The 19,260-nt window shown below is 56.0% G+C and carries 22 protein-coding genes and 1 tRNA gene; 22 read left to right on the top strand and 1 reads right to left on the bottom strand.

Annotated features, from left to right (window positions below):
* The first annotated feature begins 14 nt into the window (after positions 1-14).
* From COHPA_RS0104295 to COHPA_RS0104270, 6 genes are all read left to right on the top strand, one after another.
* On the top strand, positions 15-758 hold the full coding sequence (locus COHPA_RS0104295) for a DUF3939 domain-containing protein (protein ID WP_027084967.1): 744 nt from the start codon (positions 15-17) through the stop codon (positions 756-758).
* Between the two features lie 241 nt (positions 759-999).
* On the top strand, positions 1,000-2,478 hold the full coding sequence (gene spoIVA / locus COHPA_RS0104290) for a stage IV sporulation protein A (RefSeq protein WP_027084966.1): 1,479 nt from the start codon (positions 1,000-1,002) through the stop codon (positions 2,476-2,478).
* Positions 2,479-2,645: 167 nt separating this feature from the next.
* Positions 2,646-3,779 (top strand): sugar ABC transporter substrate-binding protein, encoded by a 1,134-nt coding sequence (locus tag COHPA_RS0104285; protein ID WP_027084965.1) that lies wholly within the window; start codon positions 2,646-2,648, stop codon positions 3,777-3,779.
* Positions 3,780-3,912: 133 nt separating this feature from the next.
* Positions 3,913-5,406 carry a sugar ABC transporter ATP-binding protein gene (locus COHPA_RS0104280; RefSeq protein ID WP_035120041.1) on the top strand — a complete coding sequence of 498 codons (1,494 nt, stop codon included), beginning with the start codon at positions 3,913-3,915 and terminating at the stop codon, positions 5,404-5,406.
* Positions 5,403-6,389 (top strand): ABC transporter permease, encoded by a 987-nt coding sequence (locus COHPA_RS0104275; protein WP_027084963.1) that lies wholly within the window; start codon positions 5,403-5,405, stop codon positions 6,387-6,389. Before COHPA_RS0104280 ends, COHPA_RS0104275 begins: the two co-directional genes overlap by 4 nt.
* Positions 6,390-6,504: 115 nt before the next feature.
* Positions 6,505-6,777, top strand: coding sequence for an HU family DNA-binding protein (locus COHPA_RS0104270; protein WP_027084962.1), 273 nt, complete (start codon positions 6,505-6,507; stop codon positions 6,775-6,777).
* Positions 6,778-6,851: 74 nt separating this feature from the next.
* Here COHPA_RS0104270 and COHPA_RS0104265 read toward each other — a convergent pair whose 3' ends face one another.
* The gene (locus COHPA_RS0104265) at positions 6,852-7,250 is read right to left on the bottom strand and encodes a hypothetical protein (protein ID WP_156926592.1); all 399 of its coding nucleotides are present in this window, start codon (positions 7,248-7,250) and stop codon (positions 6,852-6,854) included.
* 382 nt (positions 7,251-7,632) lie between these two features.
* On the opposite strand from COHPA_RS0104265, the gene COHPA_RS0104260 reads away from it, so the two are divergent.
* The 16 genes from COHPA_RS0104260 (at position 7,633) to COHPA_RS0104185 (ending at position 19,174) form a co-directional block, all read left to right on the top strand.
* A tRNA-Pro gene (locus COHPA_RS0104260) sits at positions 7,633-7,709 on the top strand.
* Between the two features lie 94 nt (positions 7,710-7,803).
* Positions 7,804-8,025, top strand: a complete 222-nt coding sequence (mtrB, locus tag COHPA_RS0104255; protein WP_027084960.1) for a trp RNA-binding attenuation protein MtrB — start codon at positions 7,804-7,806, stop codon at positions 8,023-8,025.
* Between the two features lie 94 nt (positions 8,026-8,119).
* On the top strand, positions 8,120-8,653 hold the full coding sequence (locus COHPA_RS0104250) for a hypothetical protein (RefSeq protein WP_027084959.1): 534 nt from the start codon (positions 8,120-8,122) through the stop codon (positions 8,651-8,653).
* A 126-nt stretch (positions 8,654-8,779) separates the two neighbouring features.
* Entirely contained in the window at positions 8,780-9,658 is an 879-nt protein-coding gene (locus COHPA_RS0104245) for a heptaprenyl diphosphate synthase component 1 (protein WP_035119373.1), read from the top strand.
* Positions 9,659-9,665: 7 nt separating this feature from the next.
* The gene (locus COHPA_RS0104240; RefSeq protein ID WP_035120040.1) at positions 9,666-10,385 is read left to right on the top strand and encodes a demethylmenaquinone methyltransferase; all 720 of its coding nucleotides are present in this window, start codon (positions 9,666-9,668) and stop codon (positions 10,383-10,385) included.
* Entirely contained in the window at positions 10,382-11,257 is an 876-nt protein-coding gene (locus tag COHPA_RS0104235) for a UbiA-like polyprenyltransferase (protein WP_027084956.1), read from the top strand. The genes COHPA_RS0104240 and COHPA_RS0104235 overlap by 4 nt, the downstream gene beginning before the upstream one ends.
* A complete protein-coding gene (locus COHPA_RS0104230) occupies positions 11,251-11,856 on the top strand; it encodes a UbiX family flavin prenyltransferase (protein WP_035119372.1) in 606 nt (201 codons plus the stop codon). Before COHPA_RS0104235 ends, COHPA_RS0104230 begins: the two co-directional genes overlap by 7 nt.
* The gene (locus tag COHPA_RS0104225; RefSeq protein WP_027084954.1) at positions 11,849-12,736 is read left to right on the top strand and encodes a menaquinone biosynthetic enzyme MqnA/MqnD family protein; all 888 of its coding nucleotides are present in this window, start codon (positions 11,849-11,851) and stop codon (positions 12,734-12,736) included. Before COHPA_RS0104230 ends, COHPA_RS0104225 begins: the two co-directional genes overlap by 8 nt.
* Positions 12,733-13,707, top strand: coding sequence for a polyprenyl synthetase family protein (locus COHPA_RS0104220; RefSeq protein WP_027084953.1), 975 nt, complete (start codon positions 12,733-12,735; stop codon positions 13,705-13,707). The genes COHPA_RS0104225 and COHPA_RS0104220 overlap by 4 nt, the downstream gene beginning before the upstream one ends.
* Before the next feature lie 63 nt (positions 13,708-13,770).
* A complete protein-coding gene (ndk, locus tag COHPA_RS0104215) occupies positions 13,771-14,214 on the top strand; it encodes a nucleoside-diphosphate kinase (RefSeq protein WP_027084952.1) in 444 nt (147 codons plus the stop codon).
* A 62-nt stretch (positions 14,215-14,276) separates the two neighbouring features.
* Entirely contained in the window at positions 14,277-15,056 is a 780-nt protein-coding gene (locus COHPA_RS0104210) for a CheR family methyltransferase (protein WP_035120036.1), read from the top strand.
* Between the two features lie 63 nt (positions 15,057-15,119).
* Entirely contained in the window at positions 15,120-15,281 is a 162-nt protein-coding gene (locus COHPA_RS25780; RefSeq protein WP_169733245.1) for a hypothetical protein, read from the top strand.
* Positions 15,282-15,370: 89 nt separating this feature from the next.
* The gene (aroC, locus tag COHPA_RS0104200) at positions 15,371-16,540 is read left to right on the top strand and encodes a chorismate synthase (RefSeq protein ID WP_027084950.1); all 1,170 of its coding nucleotides are present in this window, start codon (positions 15,371-15,373) and stop codon (positions 16,538-16,540) included.
* 2 nt (positions 16,541-16,542) lie between these two features.
* Entirely contained in the window at positions 16,543-17,649 is a 1,107-nt protein-coding gene (gene aroB, locus COHPA_RS0104195; RefSeq protein ID WP_027084949.1) for a 3-dehydroquinate synthase, read from the top strand.
* Positions 17,650-17,655: 6 nt separating this feature from the next.
* Positions 17,656-18,027 (top strand): chorismate mutase, encoded by a 372-nt coding sequence (gene aroH / locus COHPA_RS0104190; protein ID WP_027084948.1) that lies wholly within the window; start codon positions 17,656-17,658, stop codon positions 18,025-18,027.
* 490 nt (positions 18,028-18,517) lie between these two features.
* Positions 18,518-19,174, top strand: coding sequence for a MarR family transcriptional regulator (locus COHPA_RS0104185; protein ID WP_027084947.1), 657 nt, complete (start codon positions 18,518-18,520; stop codon positions 19,172-19,174).
* The last annotated feature ends 86 nt before the right edge of the window (positions 19,175-19,260 follow it).

Genomic DNA, 19,260 nt, shown 5'->3' with positions numbered 1-19,260 from the left:
AGGACAAGGGGTCCATGAAGTTCCGCCATTTTTCACGCATCTCAGTTGCAGCTCTTCTTATCGTGCCGTTATTGACGTTATCCGGGTGTCTTTACCCCGATGACCAACCCCCCCGCGGCGATGCGTCCTCGCGCGAGGCGGTGCTGACCGTTCAAGACGCGGTAGACCGTTATTACGAGCAAACCGGCGTGCTGCCCATCGAGAACGCGGACGAATTCACGCCGCTGTATGAGAAATACAAAATCGATCTCGGCAAGCTGCAGAGCGGGGACTACCTGGGCAGCGTACCGCGGATAGCCTTCGAGAAGGGCGGCCGTTTCCGGTTTCTGATCATCGACGAGGAGACGAAGCCGCAAGTCAAATTGCTCGACCTGCCCGTCTATCAGCAGGTAGGGGAAGTGCAGAAGAAAGTCGTCGAATATTTCGCTTCGCATAAAGGCGTTATTCCGGCGGGAGAACAAATGTATCCCGGATACGTCAGCGTCGACTTCGATAAGCTCGGAATCGATGCCCCGGATATTCGCAGCGTTTATTCGCGACAGCCGGTTAACCTTATTATGGATATCTCGGGCAAAGTATACATCGACTACGGCATCGACATCATGACGGCGATCGGCAAGTCCGAGACGTCTCCGGACGGAGACTCCGATCTGCGCCGGTATCTTATTGACGCTTCCTATTACGTGCCGGTCAAAGCGGCGGAATACCGATGGGTAGACGACGCGCCGCAAGCGGTCGATCCGTTTTCGGCGTCATAGCGGCCGAGGCAACTTTTTTTCCGAAGGGAGAGACATACGTCTCTCTCTTTTTTCATATGCTCATGGGGGAAACAATAGGAGCGCCGGCGGGCGTACGTCGGTATGGCAAACATTTTGTGCGGCTTCGTCATATTTAGGGCGATTAGGCACATACAATGTTACCAGTCCAAATTCGTGTACGAGTTCCGCCCAGCAAGGCGGGTCACGAAACGTTTCGCGATTACGATGGGAGGGAATCTCAGTGGAAAAAGTGGACATTTTCAAAGATATCGCCGAGCGCACCGGCGGCGACATCTACCTCGGGGTCGTGGGTGCCGTCCGTACGGGCAAATCGACCTTCATTAAACGGTTCATGGAAACCGTCGTGTTGCCGAATATCGCTTTCGAGGCAGACCGCGTCCGCGCGATCGACGAGCTGCCGCAAAGCGCCGCCGGGCGTACGATTATGACGACGGAGCCGAAGTTCGTGCCGAACAACGCCGTTCAGCTTAAAGTGGCGGAAGGGCTCGAAGTGAACGTTCGTCTCGTCGATTGCGTTGGATACACGGTCGAAGGCGCCAAAGGGTTCGAGGACGAAGGCGGACCGCGCATGATTACGACGCCTTGGTTCGAGGAACCGATTCCGTTCCAGGAAGCGGCGGAGATCGGCACGCGCAAAGTGATCCAGGAGCATTCCACGCTCGGCGTCGTCGTGACGACGGACGGATCGATCGCCGAAATTCCGCGCAGCGCTTACATAAGCGCGGAAGAACGAGTCGTCAGCGAGCTGAAGGAAGTCGGCAAGCCGTTCGTGCTCGTCATCAACTCCGCGCGTCCGAAAAGCGAAGAGACGCTGGCGCTTCGCAGCGAGCTGGCCATCAAATACGATATTCCGGTATTGGCGCTCAGCGCAGCCACGATGGGCGAGGAGGAAGTGTACGGCGTCCTGCGCGAAGTGCTCTACGAATTCCCCGTTCACGAAGTCAACGTCAATCTTCCGAGCTGGGTTATGGTGTTGAGCGAAAATCACTGGCTGCGTTCGAGCTACGAGAATTCGGTTCGCGAGACGGTCAAAGATATTCGCCGCCTGCGCGACGTCGACCGCGTCGTCTCCCAATTCGTCGAATACGAATTTATTGCCCGCGCGGGCTTGAGCGGCATGAATCTCGGGCAAGGCGTCGCCGAGATCGATCTGTTCGCGCCGGACGAATTGTACGATAAAATTCTTACCGAAGTCGTCGGGACGGAAATTCGCGGCAAAGATCACCTGCTGCAGCTCATGCAGGAGTTCTCGCACGCGAAACGAGAATACGACCGGTTCGCGGAAGCGCTCGAGATGGTCAAGACGACCGGCTACGGCATCGCCGCGCCGTCTCTTGCCGAGATGCAGCTCGACGAACCGGAGCTCATCCGCCAAGGCTCGCGTTTCGGCGTAAGGCTGAAAGCGACGGCTCCGTCGATTCATATGATCCGCGTCGACGTCGAGTCCGAGTTCGCCCCGATTATCGGAACCGAGAAGCAGAGCGAGGAGCTCGTTCGCTACCTGATGCAAGATTTCGAGAAGGATCCGATCCGCATTTGGGATTCCGATATTTTCGGACGCTCGCTGCATTCGATCGTGAGGGAAGGCATTCAAGGCAAAATCGCCATGATGCCGGACAACGCGCGCTACAAGCTGCAAGAAACGCTCGGGCGCATTATTAACGAAGGCTCGGGCGGTCTCATCGCCATCATTTTGTAAAAGAATAGGGCTGTCAATCGCCGCTTTCCTTGCTATAATGGGAAGCGGCGCTTTCGTGCGCAAATTTCGACATTTAAATAATGAAATCCGATTGACATAGTAGGATTAACCAATTATATTAAGTTATATCTTAATAGAACCAAGACATCTGGGAGGCAGAGAGAAACATGAAGAAGTCGCTATACTTAACGTTTGCGTTGCTGTTAGGGGTTGTATTGGTACTCGCGGGCTGCGGCAACAAAGACAACAATAACGCCGCATCGTCCGAATCCGCCGCCGCGCCGTCCAGCGCCGCAGCATCGTCCGCAGCAGCCGAGACGGCGGCGAACTCGCTGACCGGGAAGAAAATCGCGCTGATCATGCGCCTCAACACCGGCACGTTCTCCGCGCAATACGTGGACGGCGTCAAGAAACAAATCGCGAAGTACGGCGGCGAAGTGACCGTTCTCGGATCCGACAACGATCTGAGCAAAATGACGGCGAACCTCGATTCCGCGGTTAACCAGAAGTTCGACGGCATCCTGCTCGACCACGGCGATCCCGCCGCTCTGACGGCAGGCGTACAGAAGGCGCTCGCCGCTGGCATTCCGGTCGTCGCGTTCGACTCCGCCCTGAACGGCGTCGAAGGCGTAACGAACCTGGCGCAGAACGACCAGAAGCTCGCCGAGCTTACGCTCGAGAAGCTGGCCGAAGAAGCAGGCGGCAAAGGCAATATCGTTAAAGTATGGGTTGCGGGCTTCCCTCCGATGGAAAGCCGTCAAATTTCCTACAAAGCGTTCATGGACAAATATCCGGACATTAAAGAGATCGCGGCGTTCGGCAATGCGAGCAACCCGCAGTTGGATACGCAAAGCCAACTGGAAGCCGTTCTGAAGAAAAACCCTAACAAAGGGGATATTACGGCTGTATGGGCGGCGTGGGACGAATTCGCCAAAGGCGCGGCTAACGCGATCAAGCAAGCCGGCCGCGACGAAATCAAAGTATACGGCATCGACCTTAGCGACGAAGATTTGAAAATGATTCAAGATCCGACTAGCCCTTGGGTTGCATCCGCAGCCGTAGATCCGGCTTCGATCGGCCAAGTGCAGGTTCGTTACCTGTACCAGAAGCTGAACGGCGACGCGACCGATGCGGTCGTCGAGCTTGAGCCGGTATTCGTACACCGCGACATGCTGCCGACGGACAAAGTCATCACGACGGCCGAGCTTTCCCAGTACGTCGAAGGCTGGGGCAGCAGCGATCTGGGCAACACCGACGCATTGAAACAGCTTGAAGCCGACGTGGTTGCAAGCGCGAAATAATCTTTCGACTCATAGGGGTTAAGCAGGGGCACGGCGCGGATTTATTGGCGTCGTGCCCTGCTGTACGATTGAAATGAAGAAACGGAGGCGGTAGACCGTGGCGCATTCGGGCACATCATTGGCGGAATTGAACATGCGCGGCATCTCGAAGTCGTTCGCCGGCGTTCCGGCGCTCGCGAACGTCGATTTCGGCGTCCGCGGAGGAGAGATCCACGCGCTGCTCGGCGCCAACGGCGCCGGCAAGAGCACGCTCATGAAAATATTGTCCGGCGCTTACGAGGCGGACGAGGGCACGGTCGAAATCAACGGGATTTCTTACGTCTTCCGCTCGCCGGCGGACGCGAAGGCAGCCGGAATCCACTGCGTCTATCAGGAAGTGGATACGTCGCTCGTTCCGCACCTCAGCGTATCCGAGAACATCTATTTGGATCGGATCGCTTCGTCCACGGGCGGCTCGTGGATCCATTGGGGAAAGCTTCATGAGAACGCCAAGCAGCTTCTCGAACGGCTGGGGCTATCGAAGTTGCAGCCGAAGACGCTTGTCCGCGATCTGACGTTATCCGAGAAGCAGATGGTGCTGATCGCGAGATTGCTCGCGGAGCAAGCTAAGTTCGTCATCTTGGACGAGCCGACGGCGCCTCTTAGCATCGAGGAGACGAACGCGCTGTTCGCGATCATGAGGAGCTTGAAATCGGCCGGCATCGGCGTCATCTTCATTACGCACCGGCTTCCGGAGGTGTTCGAGATTTGCGATCGCATCACGGTCATGCGCGACGGAAGCCGGGTGCTGACCGAGCAGTCGTCCGAGCTGGACGCATCCGGCGTCGTCCGGGCGATGCTGGGCAGAAGCTTCGAGGAGGAGTTTCCCAAGCTTCCCGCAACGATCGGAGAGACGGTACTGTCGGTACGCGGGCTCGAGTCGGGCAATCGCGTGAAAGGCGTCGACCTCGAGGTGAAGCGGGGAGAGATCGTCGCGGTCGTCGGCCTCGTCGGCGCCGGCAAAACCGAATTGTCCCGTGGGCTGTTCGGGGCCGATCCGATCTCGAGAGGAACCGTCGAAGTGGCGGGGCGATCCGTCGACGTTCGTTCGCCCGCTGACGCCGTGCAGGCCGGAGTCGCCCTCGTACCGGAAGAGCGCCGCAAGGAAGGCATCTTGGTCGGCTCTTCCGTCTTGCATAACTTAAGCTTGCCGGGATTGAAATCGATGAGCCTCTTTGGCTGGATGAAGGGCAAGCAAGAGCGCGGCTTCGCGAACGATCAAATTCGCGAGCTCGGGATCAAGACGACTTCGGCGGATCAGATTACGGGCTTCCTCAGCGGGGGCAATCAGCAGAAAGTGTCGATCGGCAAATGGCTCGGGACGGAGACGGACGTCGTGCTGTTCGACGAGCCGACGAAAGGCGTCGACGTCGGCGCCAAACGCGACATTTTCCGCATCATCGGCACGCTTGCCCAGCAAGGCAAGGGGATCTTGTATTTAACCTGCGAATTCGCCGAAGCGCTCGGCATCGCCGATCGCATACTCGTCATGTGCGACGGGACGATCGTGAAGTCGTTCGCCCGGGGGCAAGCGACGCACGAGGATTTGCTCTATTACGCCAGCGCCGGCAAGGAGGAACTCGCATGAAAAAGCAACTGCTGCAGTTTTCGTTCAAATACGGGGCGCTCGTCTTCATCGGACTCGTAATCGTCTTTTTCTCGCTCCAGAACGAATACTTTTTTACTTATAGCAATTTAACGGATATCCTTCGTTCGATTTCCATCGTGACGTTCGTGGCGATCGGCGTAACGATCGCGCTGACGGTCGACGGCTTCGACTTGTCCGTCGGCGCTACGGTATCGTTGTCCACCGTCGTAACCGCGACGATGATGGTCTGGTACGAGATGCCGCTCGTCGTCGTGCTCATCGTTCCGATCTTGGTCGGCGCGCTCGTCGGACTGTTGAACGCCTTGCTTATCGTCAGAATCCGGATTCCGGACCTGCTGGCGACGCTCGCGGTCATGTACATCGTGAACGGTATCCATAAGACGTATACCAAAGGCTACTCCATCTATAACAATATGCCGCTATCGGACGGCTCGACCGCTCCGGGAACGATGCGGGAAGATTTCCTGTGGATCGGCCAAGGCAAGCTGTTCGGCGTTCCGTTCCCGGTCATTCTGATGCTGATCGCCGTCATCGTCATGCACTTGTTCTTCAAGTACACGCGATGGGGGCGGCAAATGATCATGACGGGCGGCAACGAAGAGGCGTCCAGATTGTCCGGCCTTCGCGTTAAGCGAGTCAGAACGTACGCTTACATCGCTTCGGGCATCTTCGCCGCTATCGGCGGCATCCTATTCGCCGCGCGGATCGGCTCTGGCCAGATCGACGCCGGAGCGCCGATGCTGATGGAGGCGGTGGCCGCCGTGTTCGTCGGCTATTCCGTGTTCGCGGCCGGACGCCCGAACATTATCGGCACGTTCGTAGGCGCCGTCCTGATGGGCGTCATGGTGAACGGGATGACGATGATGAACGTCCAGTATTACACGACCGATATTATTAAAGGCGCCGTGCTCGTATTGGCTCTCTCGGTCACCTTTATTCACCTGTATCGGAGAAAGTCTTAATACCAAACGCGTAAAACCGCGCCGCGCTTGAAACTTCGCGGACCCCGAGTGTATAATTTCCGTGTAATCGGTTAAACAGATAACATGCCATATACCGCCAGGGGAGGTGAATGACATGAATAAAACCGAATTGATCGCCAAGGTGGCCGAATTGGCCGACTTGTCCAAGAAGGACGCGACCTCGGCCGTCGACGCCGTATTCGACGTCATTTCCGAAGCGCTCCAGTCTGGCGACAAAGTTCAACTCGTCGGCTTTGGAAACTTCGAAGTACGCGAGCGTTCCGCCCGCAAGGGACGCAACCCGCAGACCGGCGTGGAAATCGACATCCCTGCTGGCAAAATCCCTGCGTTCAAACCAGGGAAAGCGCTCAAAGAAGGCATTAAATAATCGAACATCAGATTATGCTCGAAGGCCCTGCCCAGCGATGCTTACGCGTCGGAGGGCAGGGCCTTTTTGGGCGATTATTTCGGGTTAGGCTTCTTGGCGGAAGCGGATATATACCGGACGGCCAATATCGTCGAGGCGAATAGGAACACCGTTAAGGCTGCTGCCTCCGTAGGGATCGTTTTGTCGGCCGAGGCGCGTAAATCAGGATCATGCATGATCGCGATTGCTTTATCCAAAGAGACTCCGTCGAACGCTTTCGCTAGCAGGTGCTCATCGCCGTTTTCCGGTTTCGACCATCCGCCGTAACGCACTGTTCCGTTCTCGCCCACGACGAGGAGGCCTTCCACAACGCCGATCGTTCCATATACGTCTTCGCCGTAGTCAACGATCTCGGGTTGGAGCATGAGGATGAAATGTTCCTCTTTATCGTTAGCCCCGTTTAGGTTCAATACTTTGATTTTCTTATGCAACATCGCCGAATCGCCTTTTATAACTTGAACAATTTCAACTTCGGAAAGTACCCCGGGAATATACCGCTCTTCGAATACAACGGCCTGCGTTTTTCTTGCCTCGACGATCGAATCCGATTCCGCGATCATTTCTTTTAGGGAAACGAAATACCTTCGAGTTAAAGCGTAACCGGTGTCGGTAACAGCGGAGGCAAGCATAGATACGATAGCGATAGAAACTAGAATGCGCCATAGACGGCAGTTCATGCCCATTTCACCTCATCTTTCATTGTATCGCATGATTGACAACATTTACCTGAAGGATATTTACATTATCCTTCATTAATTTAGTGAATTGTTGCACCCGTATTTTGGCCTATGCTATAATTTCACACATACTAAGATTCGGGACGTGGCGCAGCCCGGTAGCGCGCACCCTTGGGGTGGGTGAGGTCGAGAGTTCGAATCTCTCCGTTCCGACCAGATTGACAGGCGCGAACCATCCGATTAACAGGACACCTTGTTGATAGGGATGGTTTTTTAATCTAATGACGAGAATCGAAGGTGACAACTCCCTATGAACTCAGGCGATCAAGAATACTTCGTCGTCAAGGCGAAGGATAACGGCGTGCAGGTCATCGGCTTAACGCGCGGTCAAGACACGAAATTCCATCACACCGAGAAACTGGACAAAGGCGAAGTTATTATCGCCCAGTTCACCGAGCATACGTCGGCCGTGAAGGTGCGGGGACGCGCGACGATCATGACGAAGCACGGGGTCATCGAAGCAGGCGAGTAACTTCGCGACACCGGGAAAAGAGCAGGCATAGCCTGTTCTTTTTTTTGTATCAATAGAGTAACGGGACTTGCGCACACAATGGGGGGTGGCCTGCTTGTCGATATTTCATTGGCGCAGCTATGGGTTGTTGTTCGTCTTAGGGATAGCCGCGATTGTCGGGCTCAGCGGGTTAAACGCGGCGGACGATGCGCTGGAGCAACGGCGCGCGGCGTCGGCCGTGTTCGAGCCGTTGCATGCGAAGATGCTGCGCGACGATAATCTGATCGACGAGATGGCCGATCTATCGGCTAGAGTAAGGCTGCTCCGCGTCCGCTGGGATCACGGCATCCTGGCCGTGGATCTGGCCGCGTCCGCTCCGGCCGATCTTTGGCTTGACGCGAAATCGCTCATTACGTTCGCTTTCAAAGACAAAAACAACGTGGGCCAGCTGCTTATTCGCGTGTTTAATGGAAACAATGAAGATCACGTGTTGCTGTCCTCGATCGAGACGCTGAAGAGCGATTGGGCGGACAAACAGATCGATCGGCTGCGTCCGACCGATCTGGAGCTGGATCAAGGCGTCGCCTCCCGAATCCGGATGACCGTTACCCCGGCGGGCGAGCGTTGGAAGCGAAATTTTGCAAATTAATGAACAACGGTTCGGGCTTATGCGAGCCTAACCCGGATATGTTATAATAGATCAAATCAACGTCCTTTGCCGCCCGTTAGCCGCAGGCCGCATCGGACTTGGGGCAACAGGTTCGGAGGCGGAACGATGACAAGAGCTCGAATAGCCCAAATGGCTAACAAATATATGAGCCACGACATGATTACCCTGCATACGGAGTTGCCGGATTTTCCGGAAGGCAGGATTTCTTTGTTATATGCGGTATTAAGCCATCAGCCCGCGACGGGTCATCAGAAAGAACTGCTATCGGTCGTAACTTCGCTCGTCCAGATGGGACTGGATACGCACGATCTGGTTGACAATAGCCCGGCGCCCGCGAATTCCGGCATCATGGCGATGCGGGCACAGCAGCTTAAAGTTCTCGCGGGGGATTATTTCAGCAGCAGATTCTACCATCTGCTGTCCCAAGCGGGACAACTCGATATGGTTCGCCGGCTAAGCGAAGCGGTGTGCGAGATTAACCGGGCCAAGATGAACCTCTACGTCCGTATGACCCAGATGAAGCTGGACGCGGAGCAATATTTGCTGCACGCTGCCGAGATCAAGTCGGGGCTTTTCCTTGCGTTCACGGGCGCCATGGGCGGCATGTACGAACGCGTATGGCCGGAGCTGGTCGAACGGTTCAGCCGCTGCGAGGTGTTGCTGCAGGAGCTTGCCCGCGTCGATAAGCCGGCGAAGCTCGAAGGCAGCTGGGGCATGTGGCACATTCTGCAGGACGGGACGGAAGAAGACCGCCGGGCGCTGCAGGATCGTAAGGAAGATTTCGGCGTAATCAAAGGTTTATGGAAAAAATACGCGGTCGCGGAGAAGCTGACGCAGCTGCTTCGGCACTCGACGACGCAGTTGCAATCGTTAGTGCAAAGGCTGCAATCGGACAAGCTGATGCGAGAGCTGCAGCCTCTGATCGAGCCGTTCGTTCAGGCGGCGGCACCGCAGCCGCAGGCGGCATTGAAGGAGCTGGGATAACAACATGATGGATGCGGAATCCAAACAGCGCAAAGTACATGCCGTCTTCGAGGACATCGCGCCGAAGTACGATTTCATGAACAGCGTGATCAGTTTCAGAAGACACAAGGCATGGCGCAAGTTCACGATGCGCAAGATGAACGTGCGGCCGGGCCAAACCTCGCTCGATCTCTGTTGCGGGACCTGCGATTGGACGATCGCGCTCGCCAAGGCGAGCGGCACGGGCAAGACGATCGGACTCGATTTCAGCCGGAACATGCTTGACGTCGGACAAGCCAAAGTCGATAAAGCCGGATTGTCCGATCAAATCTCGCTCGTGCAAGGCAATGCGATGGAGCTGCCGTTCGAAGATAACAGCTTCGATTACGTGACGATCGGATTCGGCTTGCGCAACGTGCCCGATTACGAGCAAGTGCTCCGGGAGATGCTGCGCGTAGCGAAACCGGGCGGAAGGATCGTCTGCCTCGAGATGTCCAAGCCGACCTGGCAACCGTTCAAAGGCATTTATTATTTTTACTTCGAGAAGCTGATGCCGTGGATCAGCAAAGTATTAGTCAAGAAGTACGAGCAATACAGCTGGTTGCCGGAGTCGCTTATATCGTTCCCCGACATGAAGGCGCTCGCGGACATGTTCCGCGGCGTAGGCATGCGCGACGTCAAAGCTTATCCTTTCTTCGGCGGCGTGGCGGCATTGCATATCGGCACGAAGGGAACGGACAAGGCATGATATCCAAAATACGCACTTTTCTTGAAATGATCAAATTCGAGCACACGATATTCGCTCTTCCGTTCGCCTATATGGGCGCCATTCTCGGTGCCGTCGTCGTCGATAAGCGGCTTCCGGAGTGGAGCGAGTGCGGTTGGATCCTGATGGCGATGGTCGGCGCGCGCACCGCCGCGATGGGGCTTAACAGGGTCATCGACAAGGCGATCGACGCGCGCAATCCGCGCACGGCGAGCCGGGCGATTCCCGCAGGGCTGATCAAGAGCACGGAAACGATCCTGTTCATCGTGATCTCGTTCGCGCTTCTGTTCTGGGCCGCTTCGCAATTGAACAGCTTGTCCGTCAAGCTGCTTCCGATCGCCGTATTCATGACCGTCATCTATTCCTACACGAAGCGTTTCACATGGGCTTGCCACATCGTCCTCGGCCTTACGATCGGCCTTGCGCCGCTCGGCGGCTGGGTCGCCGTTACGGGAGAAGTAACGTGGACTTCTATTATTCTTTATTTGACCGTAGCGATATGGACCGCAGGCTTTGATATTATCTATGCTTGCCAAGACATCGAATTCGACCGCAAGGAAGGGCTGCATTCGATCCCCGCGCGCTTCGGCATCGCGGGGGCGCTCGCGATCGCGCGCGTATTCCACGCCATGACGACCGTAGGCTTCGCTTTGCTGTTCGTGTTTACGGATCTCGGCTGGCCGTACTTCGTCGGCATGGTGATCGCGGCCGGTCTTCTGCTCTATGAACACCGTCTCGTCAAGCCGAACGACCTGAGCAAGCTGAACGCGGCATTCTTCACGATGAACGGCGTTCTGAGCGCGGTCGTGTTCGCGTTCACGTTCATCGATCTCGTGGTGGTGAGAACGTGGTAAGAAGATGGGTTGTCGGCATGACGGGCGCCAGCGGCGCTCCTTATGGGGTCAAGCTATGCAAGGAACTGCTGGCGGCCGGAATCCACGTGCATCTCGTCATCTCGGATGCGGGCTGGCGCGTATTGAAGGAAGAGCTGGGCTGGGACGCCGCACGCCGGCAAGACGCTCTCGCGGCGGCTTTCGAGGGCGCTGCCGAAGAAGGCAGGCTGACCTATCATCCGCTTAACGATATCGGCGCCAGCATCGCCAGCGGATCGTTCCTCGCCGAGGGCATGGTCATCATCCCTTGCTCGATGGGTTCGCTGTCCGCGATCGCCGGCGGCGCTTCCACGAATTTGCTGACCCGCGCCGCGGACGTCATGCTTAAGGAAGGCAGGCCGCTTCTGCTCGTGCCGCGCGAAACCCCGCTTTCCGCCATACATCTTGAGAACATGCTGAAGCTCGCGCGCCTCGGCGTGCGGATCATTCCCGCAATGCCGGCATTCTACAACGGTCCGCAGACGGTCGAAGACATCGTCGGCTTCCTCGTCGGCAAAGTGATGGACAGCATGGGCATCGCACACAACTTGTTTAGAAGATGGGGAGAATCCGATGAGTAACGGCCTGTCGCGCCCGATTACGATCGGGCGCATATCATACACGAACTCTTGGCCCGTGTTCCACCATTTCGATGCGTCCACGCTATGCGAGCCGGCAGCAATCGTATCCGAGCTGCCGGCCGCGCTCAACCGCAAACTTCGCGAGGGCGAGATCGACATGGCGGCTATCTCTTCATACGCTTACGGCTTGTCCTCCGACGCGTATTATTTGCTGCCGAATTTATCGGTGAGCGCGCACGGCCGCGTGCAATCGATCCTGCTGTTCCTGAAATCGCCGCTGGAGAAAGTCATCCGCGGCCGGATCGCGCTAACGACGGCGTCCGCCACTTCCGTGAACTTGCTGAAGATCATCATGGAGAAGTTTTACGGCGGCAAGCCAACCTACGAGGACGCCGAGCCGTCGCTCGAGCCTATGCTCGAGAACGCGGACGCGGCGCTGCTGATCGGCGATCACGCGATTCGCGCCTCCTGGACGAATCAAGGATACCGCGTGCTCGATCTGGGCGAATTGTGGAACACATGGACCGGGCATTGGATGACGTTCGCCCTGTGGGCGGTGCGCCGAGAGACCGCGCATGCTCATCCCGAGGCGGTTCGCGCCATTTACGAAGGCTTGACGCGGAGCAAACGGATCTCCTACGAGAATCGGGAGCCGATCGTAGCCAAGGCGTTGCAGCAAATCGGAGGAACGGCCGAATACTGGCACCGTTACTTCTTCGAGACGTTGAACCATGATTTCGGTCCGCGACAGAAAGCGGGCCTAGAGCTTTATTTTCGCTATGCGCAGGAGCTTGGTTTAATGGACAGGCCAGTAGAGCTGCTGGAGCTGCCGCTGCCGAAAGTCGCGGGAACTTACTATAGTTCGCAGGTGAACCTATGAAAATGATGCAACTCTATGCCGCTCTTAAGCCGGATTTGCAAGCGATAGAGGAACGTATGGCGGCGGTCGTCACCTCCGATCTTCCGATGCTCAGCGAAACTTCGCTGCATTTGTTGAAAGCCGGGGGCAAACGGTTGCGGCCTATTATCGTCTTGCTTAGCGGCAAATTCGGGACTTACTCGCTCGAGACGCTGAAGCGGGTCGCGGTACCGCTGGAATTGATCCATATGGCAACGCTAGTGCACGACGACGTGATCGACGACGCGGAAACCCGCCGAGGCCAACTCACCGTCAAGTCCAAGTGGGATAATCGAATCGCCATGTATACCGGGGATTATATCTATGCCAAGGCGCTTACCGTCGTTACGGAGCTGGAGAACGTTAGAATCCATCAGATTCTGTCCGGAGCGATCGTGCAGATGTGCATCGGCGAGATGGAGCAAATCCGCGACTTCTTCAACGTGGAGCAAAGCGTGCGCAATTACTTGCTGCGCATTCGCCGCAAGACGGCGCTCTTGATCGCGATCAGCTGCCAGCTCGGGGCGATGGCGACGGGCGCGCCGGACAAAGTCGCGGGCGCCTTGTACCGCTTCGGCTACAACGTCGGCATGTCGTTCCAGATTACCGACGATCTGCTCGATATATGCGGTACGGAGAAGGCGATCGGCAAACCGCCGGGCAGCGACTTGAGGCAGGGCAACATTTCGTTGCCGGTGCTTTACGCGCTTACCGACGAATCGGTCAAGGAACGGCTGCTGCACGAGATCGGTCTGATCCGCGAAAGCGACGGACAAGGCGGCTCGGCGAACGCGGTCAAGCTCGTCCGTTCCAGCCGCGGGGTGGAGCTGGCCGAACGGCTGGCCGACCGTTATATTAACAAAGCCCTTCAAGCGTTGAAGGATTTGCCGGATATTCCGGCTAAGCGTAATCTGACCGAAATCGCCCGTTTTGTTGCCAAAAGAAGTTATTAGAGCGTTAAATTGTGTGATAAAATGAAGATCGAACGACGATTGGCGATAGAGAGGAGAGAAATGATGGAGAGAACCTATTTGATGGTAAAGCCCGACGGCGTGCAGCGCGGATTGATCGGCGAAATCGTATCCCGGTTCGAACGCAAAGGACTGAAGCTCGTCGCGGCTAAGCTGATGAACGTATCGCCCGAACGGGCGAAGCAGCATTACGCCGAACACGAAGGCAAAGACTTCTACGAGCGGTTGCTCGCGTTCATTACCTCGGGACCGGTCTTCGCCATGGTGTGGGAAGGCGATCAAGCCGTCGCGCTATGCCGCGCGCTCATCGGCAAGACGAACGCGCTGGAAGCCGCTCCCGGCACGATTCGCAGCGATTTCGCGATACATACGAATTTCAACTTGATTCACGGATCGGATTCGCACGACAACGCGGAGCGGGAGATTGGAATCTTTTTCTCCGAAGATGAACTGGTTTCCTACGATAAAGCGATACAAGCTTGGATATAACGAATAGGGAGAGAGCCTGCGTCATGGGAGACAGAGGAACGAATCCGCTAACGATCAACGGCATGCCCGAGGACGAAGACTTCGCCCGGTTCGTCGCGAACATCAAGAAGTTCACGTCGATCGACTTGTCGCAATACAAGGAGAACCAGATGCGCCGCCGGTTGACGACGCTGCGCATGAAGAACGGCTTCGCGAGTTTCGATGCATATTTCGCGGCGATTACGAGCGAACCGCGTCTTCGCAACGAGTTTCTGGATAGAATGACGATCAACGTATCCGAATTTTGGCGCAATCCGAATCGCTGGCAAGTGCTCAAAGATCGGTTTTTTCCTCGCATGATCGAAGAGAACGCGCGCCTGAACATTTGGAGCGCCGCATGTTCGACGGGCGAGGAGCCTTACACGATCGCGATGATCCTCGATTCGCTGGGAGCGCTGGAGCGCACGTCGCTGCTGGCGACCGATATCGACGACGGGGTTCTTGCCAAAGCGAAGGAAGGCAGCTATCTGGAACGTTCTTTGCGCGACGTGCCGAACGAATACAAGGCGAAATATTTCAAAGCGTCCGAAGGCGCGTGGAGCGTCGCCGATAAATTGAAGCGCGCGATTAAATTCCAGAAGCAGAACCTGCTTCTCGACCGGTTCGGCGACAAGTATGATTTGATCGTATGCCGCAACGTCATGATCTACTTCACCGAAGACGCGAAGCATACGCTGTACGGCAAATTCGCGCAGGCGCTCAAGCCTGGCGGACTGCTGTTCGTCGGCAGCACCGAACAAATTTTTTCCCCGGGACAGTACGGACTCGAAACCGCCGATACTTTTTTTTACAGAAGAACGTAATCCGCGTATGTTCGTTACTCTTGCAACCGATAATACGATTATCGAGATTGACGGAGGGAACGAATGGACAAACGAAAAGTCATTGCCGCTTACCGGCGAGGTTTGATCTCGGTACAGGAATGCGCGCAAATTCTTGGCTTGGACAATACGCAGCTTTTAACTTATATGAGAGAAACCCGCGCGACATCCCCGGCGGGACTCGCGAAACAGTCCGTCAGAACTTGACGGGCTGTTTTCTTGTCAAACGCTTTAACGCTGTAATATAATGAGCAGAAGACGTTCACGGGTTTAGTGGCTAAAGGGAGGAACTGAGTTTGACTTTACGTTATTTGACCGCGGGGGAAACGCACGGTCCGCAGCTTACCGCAATTATCGAGGGATTGCCTAGCAATTTGGAGCTTGATTTCGAAGCTTTGAATTTTCAATTGCAACGCCGCCAGAAGGGACATGGCCGAGGCCGCCGCATGCAAATCGAGACGGATGAGGCGCAAATCGTCGGCGGAGTAAGACATGGTAAGACTACGGGCGCGCCAGTCGCGCTGGTCGTCGAGAACAAAGACTGGAAACATTGGACGACCGTCATGAACGTAGAGCCGATCGAAGGCGGAGACGAGGCGAAGCGCCGCGTCCATCGCCCGCGTCCCGGACATGCGGACTTGAACGGCGGCATGAAATATAACTTGAAAGATTTGCGCAACGTGCTCGAGCGCTCCAGCGCGCGCGAGACGGCGGCCCGCGTGGCGGTCGGCGCGATCGCCCGTCAATTTCTGGCGAAATTCGGGGTCAAGGTCGCCGGTCATGTCGTGTCGATCGGGGATGTGGTTGCTCAAGCGCCGAATTTGCCGATCGATGAGCTGATCGAGCAAACCGAAGCGTCGCCTGTTCGCGTCGTCGACAAAGACGCCGAGCAGAAGATGATGGATTTGATCGACAAGACGAAAGCGGACGGAGATTCGATCGGCGGCATCGTCGAGTGCATTATCGAAGGTCTGCCGGTCGGTCTTGGCAGCCACGTGCAATGGGACCGCAAGCTGGACGGGCGAATCGCGCAAGCGGTCGTCTCGATCAACGCGTTCAAGGGCGTCGAGATCGGCATGGGCTTCGAAGCCGGCCGTATTCCGGGCTCCCAGGTGCACGATCCGATCATGCACAGCGCGGACAGAGGCTTCTATCGCGCATCCAACAATGCCGGCGGCTTCGAAGGCGGCATGACGACGGGCGAACCGATCGTCGTGCGCGGCGTCATGAAGCCGATTCCGACGCTCTACAAACCGCTAGCCAGCGTGGATATCGATACGAAGGAACCGTTCACCGCACAAGTAGAGCGCTCCGATGCATGCGCGGTTCCCGCCGCAAGCGTCGTGCTGGAGCACGTCGTCACTTGGGAAGTGGCGAAGGCGTTCATCGAGAAATTCGGCGGAGACTCGATGGAAGAGATCGAGGCGAACGTTCGCAACTACTTGAGCCAATTGGAGGCTTATTAATAATGGCTGATGGGGTTCTGGAGCTTAAGGTCGATCTCGGGGAACGCTCCTACCCGATTTACATCGGCTCCGGATTGCTTGACGGAATCGGCGCTCGCTTCGCGGAACGCCGGTTCCCGGTCAAGTCGCCGGTCATGATCGTCGCGGATGAAGCGATCGTCGACTTGTACGCGGAGAAGGTTGAGAAGTCGCTCGATGCTGCCGGTTACAAGGTGACGACGGTCGTCGTGCCTTCGGGCGAGACGTCCAAGTCTCTCGAAATGCTGGACGAACTGATCGGCGCAGCGCTGCAGGCAGGATTGGATCGCAAATCGACCGTCATCGCCCTGGGCGGCGGCGTAATCGGAGATTTAGCCGGATTCGTAGCCGCTACATACATGCGCGGCGTACGGTTCGTGCAAGTGCCGACGACGATTCTCGCTCACGATAGCAGCGTCGGCGGTAAAGTCGCGGTCAACCATCGGTTGGCCAAAAATATTATCGGCGCGTTCTACCAACCGGAGTTCGTACTCTACGATTTAGATACGCTTGCAAGCTTGCCGATTCGCGAGGTGCGGGCGGGATTGTCTGAAGTCGTCAAGCACGGCTTGATCTGGAACGCGGAATTCGTCCAATGGTGCGACGACAACGCGGAGCGGCTTCTGTCGCTCGATCGCGAAGCGCTCGGCTACGCCCTGTTCGAAGGCTGCAAAGTGAAAGCGACCGTCGTGTCGCAGGATGAGCGGGAGAACGACCTTCGCGCGATCCTGAACCTGGGGCATACGATCGGGCATGCTTTGGAAGCCGTCGCCGGTTACGGCGTACTGGTTCACGGAGAAGCGATCGCGATCGGGATGGTCGGCTCAGCGCGTCTAGCGGCCAAGTTCGGTTATCCTCCGCGCATCGCGGAAGTAACGGAAGCGCTGTTCCGCAAGATCGGATCGCCGGTTCGATTTCCGGCCGACATCGGCACGGACGATATCATGGACGCGATGATGCACGACAAGAAGTTCCAAGAAGGCATGATGGTGTTCGTCGTGCCTACCGATATCGGCAAAGTGGAAATTCGTAACGACGTTCCGTCTTCCTGGGTGAGGGAGATCGTGGACGGATTAAGAGAGGGGAAGTAGGCAGTGATGAGCGTAAGAGGAATTCGCGGAGCGATTACGGTTGAAGTCAACGAGGAAAAACCGATTCTAGACGCAACGATCGAACTACTGGCCAACATCGTGGAAGTCAATCGGATCGTACCCGAGGACATCGCGTGCGTCTGGGTAACGGTAACCCAAGATTTGGACGCGACGTTCCCCGCGCGCGCCATTCGGCAAATGCCGGGGTGGGAGCTCGTGCCGCTCATGTGCTCGCTCGAGGTGCCCGTCAAAGGCAGCCTCGAGAAATGCGTCCGCCTCATGGTGCTCGTGAACACGGAAGCCGCGCAATCGGACATCCGCCACGTCTACCTCGGCGGCGCCCAAGTACTCCGCCCGGACCTGAGCGCAGCGAAGTAATAAGGCTCAATCTTAGTGCCGGACAAGCTGGCAGTAGCTTGGTTGAGCGAAATAAGCGCACATGGTGTCACTAAATGCGCCGGAGTAGCTCGGTTGAGCGAAATAAGCACACATGGTGTCACTAAATGCGCCGGAGTAGCACGGTTGAGCGAAATAAGCACACATGGTGTCACTAAATGCGCCGGAGTAGCTCGGTTAAGCGAAATAAGCACACATGGTGTCACTAAATGCGCTGGAGTAGCTCGGTTGAGCGAAATAAGCACACATGGTGTCACTAAATGCGCCGGAGTAGCTCGGTTGAGCGAAATAAGCACACATGGTGTCACTAAATGCGTCTGAGTAGCTCGGTTGAGCGAAATAAGCACACGCGGTGTCACTAAATGCGTCGGTGTTACATGAATAGTTCTTTTACATATTTTGCGCGTGAAGAACACGTCGTTTCCTTCTATTCGAAGGGACGACGTTTTTTTATTTGTAAAGGAGGATGTCAATGTTCGAAGTAGAGTACCAAAAGTTTCTGCAGGAGCAAATACGGAACGCTAGCGGGATGAGACTAGAGATGATTAAAAAACACGGCGTAGGTGAAAAGAAGTTGCTCGAATTGCTGTGGTCAGTCTTCAGGTCGTTCGATGGATTTGTGCTGGAGTATGAAATCGTTACAAGTACTGGTGTGCGGAATTTTATCGATGTTTATTATTTGCCACTGCGCATTGCGTTCGAAGCAGAGGGGTTCGTCGTACATGCAGAGAAAATAACGAGGGATCGGTTCGATTCGGAAAGGAACAAGATTCGATCTATTGGAACGGCAGGTTTAACCTATTATCCTTTTTCATGGGATGAGATGGACAAGAAACCGGAAGCATGCAGAAGGGCGATTTACGAGTTACTTGGACACAGATCTTCTGGTACTAGCAAGCAATACAAAGAGTTGTCTCCTAACGAACGGGAAGTGATTAGGTTTTGTCTGCGAGTAGATTCTAGAATCGACGTTGCAGATGTGAGAGATATGTTGGGTTGCAGCAGCGGTCTAGCTAGAAAAGTTCTCAAAGAGCTCGTCGACAAACAACTGCTTCGACCCGCAAAGCCCGAAGCGCGCAGGCAACACCGCTACCTGCTCGACCAAGACGCGCATAAATTGCTCAGATGACTCTAAAAAGAGTTGACGCGCTTGCGACGGCGATGCTATATTGAGATACATATTAAGCGATGCGGAACGGTCGGCCACAGGGACGA

This window comes from Cohnella panacarvi Gsoil 349 (assembly GCF_000515335.1).
Classification (GTDB): Bacteria; Bacillota; Bacilli; order Paenibacillales; family Paenibacillaceae; genus Cohnella; species Cohnella panacarvi.
The sequence above is the reverse complement of the archived record's forward strand: the minus strand, read 5'-3'. Positions and strand labels throughout refer to the sequence as shown.